This is a genomic window from Streptomyces sp. NPDC093795 (assembly GCF_044764665.1).
Lineage (GTDB): Bacteria > Actinomycetota > Actinomycetes > Streptomycetales > Streptomycetaceae > Streptomyces.
In genome coordinates this window covers 142,244-157,344 of the sequence record NZ_JBIWIO010000010.1, presented here as the reverse complement: position 1 = coordinate 157,344, position 15,101 = coordinate 142,244, and the positions used below count along the sequence as shown (strand labels likewise).

At 71.7% G+C, this 15,101-nt stretch carries 9 protein-coding genes; 5 read left to right on the top strand and 4 right to left on the bottom strand.

Translation table 11 applies throughout. The features are described from left to right. Positions 1-62: 62 nt before the first annotated feature. On the bottom strand, positions 63-1,334 hold the full coding sequence (locus ACIRB7_RS25805; protein WP_403602992.1) for an Ig-like domain-containing protein: 1,272 nt from the start codon (positions 1,332-1,334) through the stop codon (positions 63-65). A 185-nt stretch (positions 1,335-1,519) separates the two neighbouring features. Beyond that, a complete protein-coding gene (locus ACIRB7_RS25800; RefSeq protein ID WP_403602990.1) occupies positions 1,520-2,758 on the bottom strand; it encodes an Ig-like domain-containing protein in 1,239 nt (412 codons plus the stop codon). Positions 2,759-2,900: 142 nt separating this feature from the next. Here ACIRB7_RS25800 and glgX point away from each other — a divergent pair, with 142 nt between their 5' ends. Continuing rightward, complete coding sequence (gene glgX, locus ACIRB7_RS25795) at positions 2,901-5,102, top strand: glycogen debranching protein GlgX (protein ID WP_403602988.1); 2,202 nt, start codon at positions 2,901-2,903, stop codon at positions 5,100-5,102. A 30-nt stretch (positions 5,103-5,132) separates the two neighbouring features. On the opposite strand, the gene ACIRB7_RS25790 is transcribed toward glgX, so the two are convergent. After that, a complete protein-coding gene (locus ACIRB7_RS25790; RefSeq protein ID WP_403602986.1) occupies positions 5,133-6,344 on the bottom strand; it encodes a hypothetical protein in 1,212 nt (403 codons plus the stop codon). Between the two features lie 168 nt (positions 6,345-6,512). On the opposite strand from ACIRB7_RS25790, the gene ACIRB7_RS25785 reads away from it, so the two are divergent. Together ACIRB7_RS25785 and ACIRB7_RS25780 are read left to right on the top strand one after the other, a co-directional pair. Next, on the top strand, positions 6,513-8,330 hold the full coding sequence (locus tag ACIRB7_RS25785) for an ABC transporter ATP-binding protein (RefSeq protein ID WP_403602984.1): 1,818 nt from the start codon (positions 6,513-6,515) through the stop codon (positions 8,328-8,330). Further along, on the top strand, positions 8,327-10,156 hold the full coding sequence (locus ACIRB7_RS25780) for an ABC transporter ATP-binding protein (protein ID WP_403602982.1): 1,830 nt from the start codon (positions 8,327-8,329) through the stop codon (positions 10,154-10,156). The genes ACIRB7_RS25785 and ACIRB7_RS25780 overlap by 4 nt, the downstream gene beginning before the upstream one ends. 28 nt (positions 10,157-10,184) lie before the next feature. Here the strand turns inward: ACIRB7_RS25780 and ACIRB7_RS25775 are convergent, their stop codons facing one another. After that, positions 10,185-11,675 (bottom strand): MFS transporter, encoded by a 1,491-nt coding sequence (locus tag ACIRB7_RS25775; protein ID WP_403602980.1) that lies wholly within the window; start codon positions 11,673-11,675, stop codon positions 10,185-10,187. A gap of 124 nt (positions 11,676-11,799) precedes the next feature. On the opposite strand from ACIRB7_RS25775, the gene ACIRB7_RS25770 reads away from it, so the two are divergent. Then, a complete protein-coding gene (locus tag ACIRB7_RS25770) occupies positions 11,800-12,750 on the top strand; it encodes a TetR/AcrR family transcriptional regulator C-terminal domain-containing protein (RefSeq protein ID WP_403602978.1) in 951 nt (316 codons plus the stop codon). Positions 12,751-13,015: 265 nt separating this feature from the next. Beyond that, positions 13,016-15,055 carry a M4 family metallopeptidase gene (locus ACIRB7_RS25765; RefSeq protein WP_403602976.1) on the top strand — a complete coding sequence of 680 codons (2,040 nt, stop codon included), beginning with the start codon at positions 13,016-13,018 and terminating at the stop codon, positions 15,053-15,055. Positions 15,056-15,101 lie beyond the last annotated feature (46 nt).

The window sequence follows — 15,101 nt, the reverse complement described above, 5'->3', positions numbered from 1 at the left end:
GTCCGTTAACTGGAAAAGGCCCGGTGCTGTTGCTCACAGCACCGGGCCCTCTCACGGGAGATCTAGGCGATCCACTCCGACCAGTCCATGTTCCAGCCGTTGAGGCCGTTCTCCGGCTTGATCTGCTTGTCCTTGGAGTTCTTCACGACGACCACGTCACCGATGATCGAGCGGTCGTAGAACCAGGCGGCCGGCATGGAGCTGTCGCCCGCGCCCCGCGCGTCCTGGAGGCCGACGCAGCCGTGGCTGACGTTGGAGGAGCCGAAGGTGCTCTTCGGGGCCCAGTAGTTGCCGTGCACGAAGGTGCCCGAGGTGGACAGACGCATCGCGTGCGGCACGTCCTTGATGTCGTACTCGCCGCCGAAGCCGACCGTGGCCCCGTTCATGCGGGTCACCTTGTACTTCTCGCTGATGACCATCTGACCGTTGTACGTGGTCGTCGACGGGGCGCCCGCGGTGATCGGGATCGTCTTGATGATCTTGCCGTCGCGCTCGATCTTCATCGTCTTGGCGCTCGCGTCGACGGTGGAGACCTGACGGCGGCCGATGGTGAAGGTGACCGTCTTCTTCTGCTTGCCGTAGACGCCCGGGCGGCCCTCGACGCCGTCCAGGTTGAGCTCGACGGTCACCTTGGTGCCGGCGGCCCAGTAGTTCTCCGGGCGGAAGTCGAGGCGGTCGTTGCCGAACCAGTGGCCCTCGATCCGCACGGCCGGCTCGGCCGTCACCTTGATGGCCTTCTCGACGGCCTCGGGGTCGGTGATGCCCCGGGTGAAGTTGATGGACACCGGCATGCCGACGCCGACGGTCGAACCGTGCTCCGGCGTGTAGTGGCCGAGGAAGGTGTTCTTCGGGACCAGGGTGGTGAAGGTGGTGTCCTTCGCCGACTCGCGGCCCTCGGCGTCCTTCGCGACGGCGTGGACCTTGTACTGGGTGCCGCCGGCCAGGTGGGCGGTGGGCGACCAGCTGGCGCCGTCCGCCGCGATCCTGCCCTCGACCGCGGTGCCCTTGGAGTCGGCGACCGTGACCGTGGTCAGCTTGCCCTGCGTCGCGGTGACCTTGAGCGCCCCGCTGGTGGCGACCGAGTCGGCGCCGTCCTTCGGAAGGATCGTCACGACCGCCTGCGAGGCCGCGTTCCCCTGCTGGCCGCCGCCCCCGGCGGCCGGCCCCTGTCCCCCCGTACCGCCGCTGCCGCCGGCTGTTTCGCCGCCGCCGCAGGCCGTGAGCACCAGGAGCATCGCTCCCGCCGCCAGGGCCTGCAGCCGGACGCCCCCGCGCCGTCGGCCGCGCCGCCCCTTAGCCCCTACCGATGTCCCCGATATCGGCTGCCCGTTCACTGTGGTCGTCTCCCCTCGCACGGCCTGGCACCGCCACGGCCCCACCCCCGTGCGCATTCACTCGCGCACACGGCGCTAGATAATCACACCGCAGGACACGAAAGATCCTCGTGAATGTCACCGTTCAGTCCCGATCGACCTGGTAAGACGACGGAAGTTCCGGGTGGTGCGAGGGCGACGAGGGGTCAGTGCAGGGCGGAGCCGGCCTTCCACCGGTTCCACTCCATGTTCCAGCCGCCGAGGCCGTTGTCGGGAGCGACCTTGCGGTCACGGGAGTTGACCACTTCCACCACGTCGCCGATGAGCGTCCGGTCGAAGAACCAGCCCGCGGGCGACTCGGCGCTGCCGCCCTTCTCGTCCCGCAGCCCCACGCAGCCGTGGCTGACGTTGGCGGTGCCGAACGTGCCGGGCGACGCCCAGTAGTTCCCGTGCAGGAAGGTCCCCGACTCGGTGAGCCGCATGGCGTGCGGGACGTCCTTGATGTCGTACTCGCCGCCGAAGCCGACCGTGCGCCCGTCCATCCGCGTCACGTCGTACAGCTCGGTGACGACCATCTTCCCGTTGTACGTGGTGGTCTTCGGCGCTCCCGCGGTGATCGGCAGGGTCGCCAGGACCGCGCCGTCCCTCCTGACCTCCATGGTGTGCGCGGCGGCGTCCACCAGGGAGACCTGGGAGCGGCCGACGGTGAAGCCGACCGTCTTGCGCTGGATGCCGTACACGCCGGGCGCCCCCTCGACGTCCCGCAGGCCGAGCCGGACGGTGACGCGGGTGCCGGGCTGCCAGTACGCGGCGGGGCGGAAGTCGAGCCGCTCCTTGCCGAACCAGTGGCCGACGACCTCGACCGGCGGCACGGAGGTGATCCTGATGGCCCGTTCGACCGCGGCGCGGTTCTCGATCGGTCTGTTGAAGCCGAAGGAAACGATCATGCCGGTGCCGACAGTGGAACGGTTCTCCGGTTTGAAGTAGCCGATGAAGCGGCTCTCCGGCACCACGGTGGTGAAGGTGGTGTGCCGGGCGGAGCGGCGCCCGTGCGCGTCGAGCGCGACCGCGTCCACGCTGTACTTCGCGGCCAGCGCGAGCCGGGCGTCCGCCCGGGGCCGCCAGCGCAGCCCGTCCGCGGAGATCTCCCCCGCGACCTCGGTCCGCTGGGCGTCCTCGACCTGGACGACGGTCACCCGTTCGAGCCGCCCGCTGTCCACCCTCACCTCGACCGGCCCTTCGGCCTTCACCCCCCGGGTGCCGTCCTCCGGGCTGATCCGGATGACGTCACCAGGGGCCCGCGCCTTGCCGGGCAGGGAGAGGTCGATGCCCCGTCCGCCGCCCTCTCCCGTGCAGCCCACGAGGCCCGCCATCAGTCCCGCCACCGCCAGGGCGTACCTCGCCCGCTTCCATACGTGTGTCACGCTCGGCCCAACGACGGCCACCCTCCAGGGGAAACGTGCGTACGGGTCATGTTGGGAGCGGGGCCGTGCGGGCAGAACAGGAGGAGGACACGCGCGGGAGCGGCGGCCGGGACGCCGTCGCTGCCCCGGGCGCGGGCCCGACGAGCCGCGGGAGGCCGGGACGGTGGCGAGCGCAGCCGAGCAGGAGGCGGTACCGGAGCATGCCCCGGAGCGGGCCGGACCCCCGGTGTGGCCGGGGGCGCCGACGCCCCTGGGCGCCCGCTGCCGGGTCGGGCCCGACGGGGTGGCGGGCACGAACTTCGCCCTGTGGGCGGGCGGGGCGGAGGCGGTGGAGCTGTGCCTCTTCGGGCCGGACGGTACGGAACGCCGGCTGCCGCTCACGGAGCTGACCCACGAGATCTGGCACGGATTCGTGCCCGGGGTCGAGGCCGGGCAGCGGTACGGCTACCGGGTGCACGGCCGCTGGGACCCGTGGACGGGCGCCCGGTGGAACCCGGCGAAGCTGCTCCTCGACCCGTACGCGCGGGCCGTGGACGGCGACTTCGACCTGCCGCCCGAGGTGTACGGGCATGTGCGGGACTGGCCGCAGCAGCATGTCGCCGACACCGTGCGCGACGAGCGGGACTCCGCCCCGTACGTGCCGAAGGGGGTCGTCGTCCAGGACGACGACGACTGGTCGGACGACCGCAGGCCCAAGACGCCCTGGCAGGACTCCGTCATCTACGAGCTCCACGTCAAGGGATTCACCCGACTCCACCCGGGCATCCCCGAACGGCTGCGGGGCACGTACGCGGGCCTGGCCCATCCGGCGGCGATCGAGCACCTCGTACAGCTCGGGGTGACGGCGGTGGAGCTGCTCCCCGTGCACCAGTTCGCGCACGAGGACCATCTTCTCCGGCGCGGCCTGCGCAACCACTGGGGCTACAACTCGATCGGCTACTTCGCCCCGCACGCCGGCTACTCCTCGTCGGGGACGACCGGGCAGCAGGTCGGCGAGTTCAAGCGGATGGTGCGGGCGCTGCACGCGGCCGGGATCGAGGTCATCCTCGACGTCGTCTACAACCACACGGCGGAGGCGGGCGAGCTCGGCCCCACCCTGTCCCTGAAGGGCATCGACAACCGCGGCTACTACCGGCTCCAGTCCGACGCCCGCCGGTACGCCGACTACACGGGCTGCGGCAACACCCTGCACGTCGTGCAGCCGCAGGTCCTGCGCCTCATCACCGACAGCCTCCGCTACTGGGTCACGGAGATGGGCGTCGACGGCTTCCGCTTCGACCTGGCGGCGGCACTCGCCCGCTCGATGCACGACGTCGACATGCTCTCCCCGTTCCTCGCGGTGATCGCCCAGGACCCGGTGCTCCGCCGGGTGAAACTCATCGCCGAACCCTGGGACGTGGGCAACGGCGGCTACCAGGTCGGCGCCTTCCCTCCGCTGTGGACCGAGTGGAACGACCGCTACCGGGACGCCGTAAGGGACTTCTGGCGCGGGGCCCTGCACGACGTACGGGACCTCGGCTACCGGCTCTCCGGCTCCAGTGACCTGTACGCCTGGGGCGGGCGCCGGCCGTACGCCTCCGTCAACTTCGTCACCGCCCACGACGGCTTCACCCTCCGCGACCTCGTCACGTACGAGCGCAAGCACAACGAGGCCAACGGCGAGGGCAACCGGGACGGCACGAACGACAACCGGTCCTGGAACTGCGGGACGGAGGGCGAGACCGACGACCCCGGGATCACCACCCTGCGGCTGCGCCAGCAGCGCAACCTCCTCACCACCCTCCTCCTCTCCACCGGTGTCCCGATGCTCGTCTCCGGCGACGAGATGGGCCGTACGCAGGGCGGCAACAACAACGCGTACTGCCAGGACAACGAGACCGGCTGGGTCGACTGGTCCCTCCCGGACGACCCCGGGCGGGCCCAGCTCCTCGCCCTGACCCGCCGACTGCTCGCCCTCCGCAACCACCACCCGGTGCTGCGCCGCCGGGCCTTCTTCTCGGGCCGCCCCCAGGGCGCGGACGGACTGCGGGACCTGGCCTGGTTCACCGCGGACGGCGCCGAGATGACGGAACCCGACTGGTACGCGCCCACGGCCACCCTCGGCCTCTACCTGTCGGGCCGTGACATCCCGGGCCGGGACGAACGCGGCGAACAGATCGCCGACGACAGCTTCCTCGCCGTCCTCCACGCGGGCCCCCACCCGCTCGACTTCCGCCTCCCGGGCCCGCCCTGGGCGGAGTCGTACGAACTGGTGGTGGACACCTCACGGGAGGACCAGTCGGCACCTCCGGGCACGGTCCACCGGGGCGGCGGGACGCTCACGGTGGGGGCCCGGTCGGTGGTGCTGCTGCGGGTGAGGACGTAGCGGGGCGGGGGCGGGCGGCGTCCGGACGGGTCAGTTCAGGTGGACGTAGCAGGTGTAGTCGCCGGAGACGGTGGAGTCGGCACCGGTGTACCGGTAGCTGATCGACGTGCCGCCGCCGACCCGGTACGAGCCGGCGGGGCGGCCCCCCGCGGTCCACGCTCCGGGCGCCGTGCGGTGGCGGGCGCCGCACTTCTCGTCCGCCGCCTCCTCCCCCACGCCCCGGGGGTCGCCCTGAACCGTCATGTCGACGCGTACGTGGCCGAAGACGCGCAGGTCGGCGTCCTTCCCACAGGGGACCGGCCGGACCCGGACCATGGACCCGAGGCCGGTGTCCGTGGAGGCGCAGGCACCGGGCTTCACGCCTTGCAGGGTGGTGGTCGCCTGCTCGGCGTCCTGGGACCGCTCGCGGACGGGCACGGGTGTGACCGGGGCCTTCCCGTGATCGGTCAGGACGTACTCCGCGCGCAGCGAGGTGACGCCGCCGAGCACGCCCCGGATGTGCAGGGCATCGAGCACCGCCTCGTAGTCGGCTTCGGCCCGCAGGAGGCGGCCGTCCTTGTCGAGGACCACCGTCAGCGGTACCTCGGCGGTCCTGTCCTGGTCCAGGGCGTGTCCGAAGGCCTTCGGCAGGGCGACCGCCGCGCTCCTGCCGTCGATCCGCAGCTCGTACCGGCGGCCGCCGTCGGGGGTCGGCTCGGGGTTCCGCTCCGGGTCCGCGTGGCGCACCACCTCGGCGAGGGTGCGGCCCCAGGGGGCGGTCTCGCCCGCGTACTCCAGAAAGTCGGAGACCGTGTCGGCGAACTCCATGGAGCCGGAGGCGGAGTACCGCAGCCAGGTGCCGGCCGAGGTCCGGTAGCTGACGTCGTTCTCCTCGACCGTGTACTGCTCGCGGGCGGTGGTGCCCGGAGCGTGACCGAGGTCCACGGTCGCCGCCAGCTCGGGGAAGTCGCGCGGGATGTCGACGGACCGCTCCACGCGAGCGGTGTCCATCGCGTAGTCGAGGACGCCGGTGGTCCGCTCTACGGCGGTGCCCCTGGCCGAGCCGTAGGTGAGGGTGGCGGTGAAGCGGGCGGAGCCGCTCGCGGCGGTGGCCCGGGAGGCGGCGTTCAGCTGGTCGCGGAGCCGCTCCTCGAAGACCGGCTTACCGGTCGGCGAGGCCGCCTTCGCGGCCGGTTCCTCCCCCGGGCCGGAGGTATCGCAGCCGACGGCCGCGAACAGCAGCGGCAGCGTGGCCGCGGCCATGCCGAATCTTCTCGAATGTCTCATCGTCGTTCTTCCCACCCCTGGCCGGTCTTCAGGGGTGGGATCTTACGGAGCGGCCCCCTCCGCGCGGCGGGCGGGCCGGGCCCGGGAAGGACGGCCGGAAAACCGGATGAGACGTGTCAGGGCTGAACCGTATGGTCGGGCCTGATGCCCGAGATACCTGTCGCCCCAGAGCCCCCCGCGCCCACCGCTTCCGGCCCCGGCGCCGCTCCCTCACGCTCCGCCGTGCGTGCGCTGCTCCGTCTCTGGCCGTATGTGCGGCCCGTGCGCGGACGGCTGTTCACGGCCGCGTTCGTCGCGGTCGTCGCGTCCTGCCTGTCGCTCGTCATCCCGCTCGTCCTGAAGTGGCTGGTGGACGGGCCCGTGGCGGACCGGGACCCGGGCGGGGTGTGGCTGGGTGCGCTGTACCTGCTGCTGCTCGGGTTCGCCGAGGCGGTGCTCTTCGGGTACCGGCGCTGGCTGGTGGCGCGGCCGCTGTCCGGGGTCGAGGCGCGGATGCGGGCCGACCTGTTCGGCAGGCTCCAGCGGCTGCCGATCGCCTTCCACGACCGGTGGGCGTCCGGGCAGCTGCTCTCGCGCGGCACGACCGACCTGATGCTGGTCCGGATGTTCCTGGCCTTCCCGCTGACGTTCCTCCTGGTCAACGGCGTGACGATCCTCGCGGGTTACGTCCTGCTGCTCGCCCAGGACTGGTCGCTCGGCCTGATCCTCCTGACCCCGGTCATCCCCCTGGTGCTGGTCTGCTCGGTCTTCGAGGGCCGGTACGGGGTGGTCGCGCGGCGCGCGCAGGACCAGGTGGGCGATCTGACGACGGTCGTCGAGGAGAGCGTCCTCGGCATCCGGATCATCAAGGGCTTCGGCCGCAACCGCAGCCAGGCCAGGGCCTTCCGCGAGCTCGCCGGCCATCTGCGCGGCACGGAACTGGTCAAGGCCCGGCTGCTCGCGATGATCTGGGCGGTCATCACCGTCGTACCGGAACTGGCCATCGGGGCGGCGCTCGTCCTCGGCACGGTGCAGGTGGCGGACGGGGACCTGTCGGCGGGCACGCTCGTCGCGTTCCTGTCGACGGCCCTGGCGCTGCGCTGGCCGGTGGAGTCGATCGGCTTCCTGCTCGCGATGAGCCAGGAGGCGGCGACCGCGACGGAGCGGTACTTCGAGGTGATGGACACCGACGTGGAACCGGACACCCCTGGGACGACGACGGCGGACGGCCCCGACGGGGTGCGCTTCGAAGGCGTCTCGTTCCACTACCCGGACGCCCCCGCGGACTCCCCGCCGGTCCTCGACGGCATCGACCTGCACATCCGCCCCGGCGAGACCCTGGCCCTGGTCGGCGGCACGGGCTCCGGCAAGACCACGCTCACCGCGCTCGTACCGCGGCTGCACGAGGCGTCCGGCGGCCGCATCCTCCTCGACGGCGAGGACATCGCCCTGATGGAACGGGAGCGGCTGCGGGCCCTGGTGTCGATGGCGTTCGAGGAGCCGACGCTGTTCTCGGCGAGCGTCGGCGAGAACGTCCTGATGGGCGCCGGTGACGGGGCCGGGGAACCGGAGCTGCGCCGCGCGCTCGGCGTGGCGCAGGCGGACGGCTTCGTGGACCGGCTGCCCGAGGGGGTGGCGACCCAGGTCGGCGAGCAGGGCCTGAGCCTGTCCGGCGGTCAGCGGCAGCGGCTCGCGCTGGCGCGGGCGGTCGTCGGCCGCCCCCGTTTCCTGGTCCTGGACGACCCGCTGTCGGCGCTCGACGTGCACACGGAGGCGCGGGTGGAGGCGGCCCTGCGGGAGGTACTGCGGGAGACGACGGCCCTGGTCGTGGCGCACCGCCCGTCGACGGTGATGCTGGCCGACCGGGTGGCGCTGCTGTCCCGGGGCCGGATCGCGGCCGTGGGCACGCACCAGGAACTGCTGCGTACCAGCGAGGAGTACGCCTGGCTGATGTCCGGCGAAGGCAAGGACGAGGACCGATGAAGGACACCGCACCCACCGAGGAACAGACCCCGGCCGGGGACCCCTTCGACCGCGACGACCTGCCGGCCCCGCCCGGGGCGACAGGCGCGCTGCTCCGCTCGCTCCTCACCGCACACCGGATCCGAGTCGCGTTCGCCGCGCTCGTCATCCTCGTCAAAGAGGCCGCGATCCAGGCGGGCCCGCTGCTCGTCGCGTACGCCATCGACCGGGGCGTCCCCGCGTTCCGCGAGGGGAACCACGGACCGGTCATCGCGGTCGCGGTGGGCTACGCCCTCTGCGCGACGCTGTCCGGCGCACTCCAGTACGTCTTCGTACGGGGAGCGGCCCGCATCAACCAGGACGTCCTGCTCGACCTGCGCGGCCGGATCTTCCGCCACGCCCAGGTGCTCAGCGTCGACTTCCACGAGCGCTACACCTCGGGCCGTCTGATCTCCCGCTCGACGACCGACGTCGAATCCCTCCAGGAACTCCTCTCCGAGGGCCTCCAGGAACTGATAGGCGTAGTCCTCTCGTTCCTCTCGATCTCCCTGATCCTGCTCTGGCTGGACCTGGGCATCGGAGCGCTCGCGGTTGCGTCCTTCCTCCCCCTCCACCTCCTCATCCGCCTCTACCGCCGACGTGCCGGCCGGGTCTACTCCGAACGCTCGACGGCGATCGCGGGCGTGATCGTGAAGTTCGCGGAGACGATGAACGGCATCCGTCCCGTACGGGCGTTCCGCCGGGAGGAGATCAACGACACGGAGTTCGCGGCCCTCAACCACCGCCACGAACGAAGCAACGGCGACGCGCTCCTGGAAATGGCCCGCTACGTAGTCGGCTCGCGCCTCGTGGCGAACACGGCCGTAGCCGGAATGTGCCTGTGGGGCGCCTACCGCGTGGCCTCGGGCTCCCTGGAGCTGGGCGTCCTGGCGGCAGCGGTCCTCTACATGCGCCGCCTGTACGACCCGATCGACCGCCTGGGCATGTTCCTCAACTCGTACGAATCAGCAGCGGCGTCTCTCACGAAGATCGCGGGCCTACTGGCCCAGGAGCCGGGCGTACCGGAAACCACGAATCCCCACCACCTCCCCCCGCTCAAGGGCACCCCGGGCCGCGAAGTGACCTTCGACAAGGTCCGCTTCGCCTACCGGACGGGCGGCGAGATCCTGCCTCCCTTCGACCTGACGATCCCACCCGGCCAGACAGTGGCGGTGGTCGGAGCGACAGGCGCGGGCAAATCAACCCTGGCGAAGCTCCTGGCCCGCTTCTACGACCCCACGGACGGAGCGGTGAGCCTCGACGGCGTGGACCTCCGAAACCTGGCCACCCCGGAACTCCGCCGAGGAGTCGTCATGGTGACGCAGGAGGCGTTCCTCTTCTCGGGCACGGTCGCCGAGAACATCGCCATCGGCCGCCCGGACGCGACCCGCGCACAGATCGAGGAGGCGGCCCGCGCCATCGGGGCGCACGAGTTCATCGCGGGCCTCCCGGACGGCTACGACACGGACGTACGCAAGCGCGGCGGCCGGATCTCGGCGGGTCAGCGCCAACTGGTCGCGTTCGCCCGCGCCCTCCTGGCGGACCCGGCGGTCCTGATCCTCGACGAGGCGACGAGCTCCCTGGACGTACCGGGCGAGCGGGCGGTGCAGCGGGCCATGGACACGGTCCTGAAGGGCCGTACAGCCGTAGTGATCGCCCACCGTCTGTCCACGGTCGAAGTGGCGGACCGGGTCCTGGTGATGGAGTCGGGCCGGATCGTCGAGGACGGCACCCCGTCGGACCTGGTAACAGGCGAGGGCCGCTACGCGAACCTGCACCGCGCCTGGCGGGAGAGCCTGGTCGGCTGAGAACGAGACAGCCGGCCCCCCACGGATGTCACCCCCGCGACGCCCCCCGCAACAGAACAACAGCAACCCCAGCCGCGACCAGCATCAGCAGGCACGCCCCGACAGCGGCCCCACCCATGGCCTCGACGAAGGCACTGCGGGCGGCGTCGAGCACGCCCGGGGGTGACCCCAGCGCGCCCCCCAACGTCTCCCGGGCGGCGGCCGGCGCGGACGCGGGCATCGCGGCGCTGTACACGGCGGCGCCGATCGACCCGAGGACCGCCATCCCGAGCGCCCCGCCGAGCTCCTGCCCCGATTCGAGGACGGCGGCGGCGGACCCCGCACGCTCGGGCGGGGCGGCGCCGAGGGCGAGTTCGGTCGCGAGGGTCATCGCGGAGACGAGCCCGGCGGCATAGACACAGCCGCCGACGAGGACGACCCACAGGGGCGTGGCGCGGTCGATCCCGGCGAGCCAGCCGAAGCCGACGGCCGCGACGAGGAACCCGCCGCCCATGATGTACGCCCGGTCGACCCGCCGGGCGAGCGCGGCGGCCAGCGGTGCGGCGACGAGGACGCCGCCGGTGGGGACGAGGCTCCAGAGCGCGGCCTCGAAGGGGCTCTGGCCGAGGACGGACTGCAGGTACTGGGTGAGGAAGACGGCGAAGCCGACGGTCGCGACCATGGCGAGCAGGTTGACGAGCACGGAGCCGCCGTAGGCCCGCTGCCGGATCAGCCCGAGGTCGACCATGGGCTGGGCGAGACGCCCCTGCCTGCGCACGAAGACGACGGCGAGAAGCACCCCGGCACCGATGCCGAGCCCGGCCACCGGATCCCAACCATCCTCGGCGAGCGACTTGATGCCGTGGATGAGGGGCAACAGCGCGGCCAGCGAGAGCAGGGAACTGAAGAGGTCGAATCGGCCACCGCCCACGCCCTTGGACTCGGGAAGCAGAAGGGGCCCGAGGATCAGGAGCAGCCCCATCGCCGGCAGGTTGACGAGGAAGACGGAACCCCACCAGAAGTGTTCGAGGAGGGCGCCGCTGACGACGGGCCCGAGTGAGATGCCGCTCGCCATGACGGCGGTCCACAGGGTGACGGCCCGGGCGCGCTGGGCGGGGTCGTGGAACAGGTTGCGGATGAGGGCGAGGGTGGACGGCATGAGGCAGGCGCCTGCGACGCCGAGGAGCGCGCGGGCGCCGATGAGGGTGCCGGGGCTGTGGGCGTACGCGGCGGCGACGGAGGCGAGGCCGAAGAGGGCGGCGCCGCCGAGGAGGAGCCGGCGGCGGCCGACGCGGTCGCCGAGGGCGCCCATGGTGATGAGGAGCCCGGCGAGGACGAAGCCGTACATGTCGAGGATCCACAGCTGCTCGGTGGCGCCGGGGCGCAGGTCGGCGGCGATGGAGGGGATGGCGAAGTAGAGGACGGAGATGTCCATGGAGACGAGCAGCAGGGGCAGCATGAGGACGCCGAGCGCGGCCCATTCGCGACGCCCGGCGAGGGCGGGCCCGGCGCCGGGTCCGGATGAGGTGGTGAGTGTCATGAGGACACGGAAGCAGCGCACCGCGTACAGGACCATCGACGTCCTAGTGCACCGGGTTCGTACGCCCCTGTGACCTGCCGCGTCTACGCGTACAGCGTCCAGCCGCACTAGTACACTCCCCGTCGTGACGACCGAACCGCCCTACCGGGCCATCGCCGCCGAGCTCCGCCGCCGGGTCCGGTCGGGGGAGCTGGCCCCGGGTGACCGGGTGCCGTCGACGCGAGCCATCACGCGCGAGTGGGGCGTGGCGATGGCGACGGCCACGAAGGCGCTGGGGGTGCTGCGCCAGGAGGGTCTGGTGCGGCCGGAGCCGGGGGTGGGCACGGTGGTCGTGACCCCGGCGGGACGGGCGGGACGGGCGGGATCGATGGGGCCGGCGGGACGGGCGGGACAGCCGGGCCCGGACGCCGAGCCGCTGTCGCGGGAGCGACTGGTCGGGGCGGCGCTGGAACTGGCCGACGCGGAGGGCCTGCACGCGCTGACGATGCGCCGGGTGGCGACGGCGTTGGGGGTCTCGACGATGGCGCTGTACCGCCATGTGCCGGGGAAGGCGGAGCTGGTGCGCCTGATGGCGGACGCGGCGTGCGGGGAGGTGCCGCTGGGGCCGGTGCCGACGCAGTGGCGGACAGGGCTTGAGCAGGGTGCGCGCTGGCTGCGCGGGGTGTACTCCCGGCACCGGTGGATGGCGCACGCGATGGCCTCGTTCACGCGGCCGGTCGCGACACCGAACGCGCTGGCGTACCTGGAGTGGGTGCTGCGGTCGCTGCGGGGGACTCCGCTGACGTACGAGGAGAAGCTCCACACGCATCTGCTGATCTTCGCCTACGTCCAGGGGCTTTCGATGGCCGACGATCTGGAGGAGCAGGCGCGCCAGGACACGGGGATCTCCGACGGCGAGTGGATGGAACAGAATGAGCCACGGCTCGACGCGCTCCAGGCGAGTGGCTCGTACCCCGAGTTGAACTCGGTGACCAGCGGCGGCGACTTCGGTCTGGACCTGGACGCGCTCTTCGAATTCGGGCTCCGGCGAACACTGGACGGCATCGCGTCCATGATCGACGAAACGTCCGGTTAACGAACACCGACTTCCGGGCACCGGACGATTTCCGGCCAACTTCCCGCCACCCCCATGACAGGTCCCCGTCATTCCTGTCACTCTCTCCCCGGCTCTTCGCATCACTGTTCGCCGCTTCACCCGATCGAGTAACGCGCCACAGCACGAGTGGCGCGCCATCCCGAACGCGTACCGCGCCATCCCGAACGTGCTCCACAGCTCTGCTTGCTCCGCCCGGACGGGCCCACCCAGTCCGCCGGTACCCCCCTCGCAAGAAGGAGTCTGCGTGAGATCCACGCCCAGCCGTCGCGCCACCGCGACCGGCGCTCTGATCGCGGCCGCCGCCATGCTCGCCGTGAGCGTCCAGACCGGATCCGCCACCGCGGCAGATGGTCCCGTCAATGGGACGTCCATCGCCCCGAAGGCCCAGCAGGGCACGTCGGCGAACCCCGGCAAGCTCCCGGCCGACCTCACCCCCGCCGAGCGCACCGCGCTCATCAAGGCGGCCGACGCCGACAAGGCCGCCAAGGCCAAGGAACTCGGCCTCGGCGCCCAGGAGAAGCTGGTCGTCCGTGACGTCGTGCAGGACCGCGACGGCACGACCCACACGCGCTACGAGCGGACCTACGCCGGGCTGCCCGTCCTGGGCGGCGACCTGATCGTCGCCGAGAGCAAGGCCGGCGCCACGACGGGCGTCACCAAGTCCTCCCGCGCCGAGCTGAGGAACGTCGACCTCGCCGCCTCCGTGGCCCCGGCCGCCGCCGAGAAGCAGGCCCTCGGCCTCGCCCAGGCGGAGGGCTCCAAGAAGGCCGCCGCCGAGCGCGCCCCGCGCAAGGTCGTCTGGATGGCCTCGGGCGCCCCCGTCCTCGCGTACGAGACCGTCGTCGGCGGCCTCCAGCACGACGGCACCCCGAACGAGCTGCACGTCGTGACGGACGCGAAGACCGGCGCGAAGCTGTACGAGTGGCAGGCCGTGCACAACGGCACCGGCAACACGCAGTACAGCGGCACGGTCACCCTCGGCACCGCGCCCTCGTACACGCTGACCGACACGACCCGCGGCAACCACAAGACGTACAACCTCAACCGGGGTACGTCCGGCACCGGGACGCTGTTCTCCGGCACCGACGACGTCTGGGGCAACGGCACCCCGTCGAACCTGGAGACGGCCGGCGCCGACGCGCACTACGGCGCCGCCCTCACCTGGGACTACTTCAAGAACGTGCACGGCCGCTCCGGTATCCGCGGCGACGGCGTCGGCGCGTACTCCCGGGTCCACTACGGCAACGCGTACGTCAACGCCTTCTGGCAGGACTCCTGCTTCTGCATGACGTACGGCGACGGCGCGGCCAACGCCAAGCCGCTCACCTCCATCGACGTGGCCGCGCACGAGATGACGCACGGCCTGACCTCCGCCACCGCCGGTCTGGTCTACAGCGGCGAGTCCGGCGGCCTCAACGAGGCCACCTCGGACATCATCGCGGCGGCCGTCGAGTTCTACGCCAACAACGCCCAGGACCAGGGCGACTACCTCGTCGGCGAGAAGATCGACATCCGCGGCAACGGCACCCCGCTGCGCTACATGGACAAGCCCAGCAAGGACGGCTCGTCCAAGGACTACTGGTACTCCGGCATCGGCAGCGTCGACGTCCACTACTCCTCGGGCCCGGCCAACCACTGGTACTACCTGCTCTCCGAGGGCAGCGGCACCAAGACCGTCAACGGCGTGAACTACGACTCGCCGACCTCCGACGGCCTGCCCGTCACCGGCATAGGCCGGGACAAGGCCTCGCTGATCTGGTTCAAGGCGCTCACCACCAAGTTCAACTCCTCGACCAACTACGCCGGCGCCCGCACGGGCACCGTCGCGGTGGCCACGGAGCTGTACGGCGCCGGCAGCCCCGAGGTCCTCGCCGTCCAGCACGCCTGGGCCGGCGTCAACGTCGGAACCCGCCCCGGCGGCACCGAGCCGCCCGTGGGCAAGGTCTTCGAGAACACGGCCGACGTGGCCATCCCGGACAACGGCGCCGCGGTGACCTCCACGGTCAACGTCACCGGCATCACCGGCAACGCGCCCTCCACCCTCAAGGTGGACGTGGACATCGTCCACCCCTACAAGGGTGACCTCGTGGTCGACCTCGTCGCCCCCGACGGCTCGGTCTACAACCTGCACAACCGGTCCGGCGGCAGCGCCGACAACATCCTCCAGACCTACACCGTGAACGCCTCCTCCGAGGTCGCCAACGGTGCCTGGAAGCTCCGCGCGCAGGACAAGGCCTCGGCCGACGTCGGCCGCATCAACGCCTTCAAGCTGACCTTCCCGTAAGGCCGGCACGAAGCACACCGGGCGCCCGGAGGGAACGTTCCCTCCG

What these genes read in the sequence shown, in the direction of transcription:
- ACIRB7_RS25790 (WP_403602986.1), bottom strand. Translation starts at nt 6,344, where the DNA reads ATGGCCGCGGCCACGCTGCCGCTGCTGTTCGCGGCCGTCGGCTGCGAT.
- ACIRB7_RS25785 (WP_403602984.1), top strand. Translation starts at nt 6,513, where the DNA reads ATGCCCGAGATACCTGTCGCCCCAGAGCCCCCCGCGCCCACCGCTTCC.
- ACIRB7_RS25780 (WP_403602982.1), top strand. Translation starts at nt 8,327, where the DNA reads ATGAAGGACACCGCACCCACCGAGGAACAGACCCCGGCCGGGGACCCC.
- ACIRB7_RS25775 (WP_403602980.1), bottom strand. Translation starts at nt 11,675, where the DNA reads ATGACACTCACCACCTCATCCGGACCCGGCGCCGGGCCCGCCCTCGCC.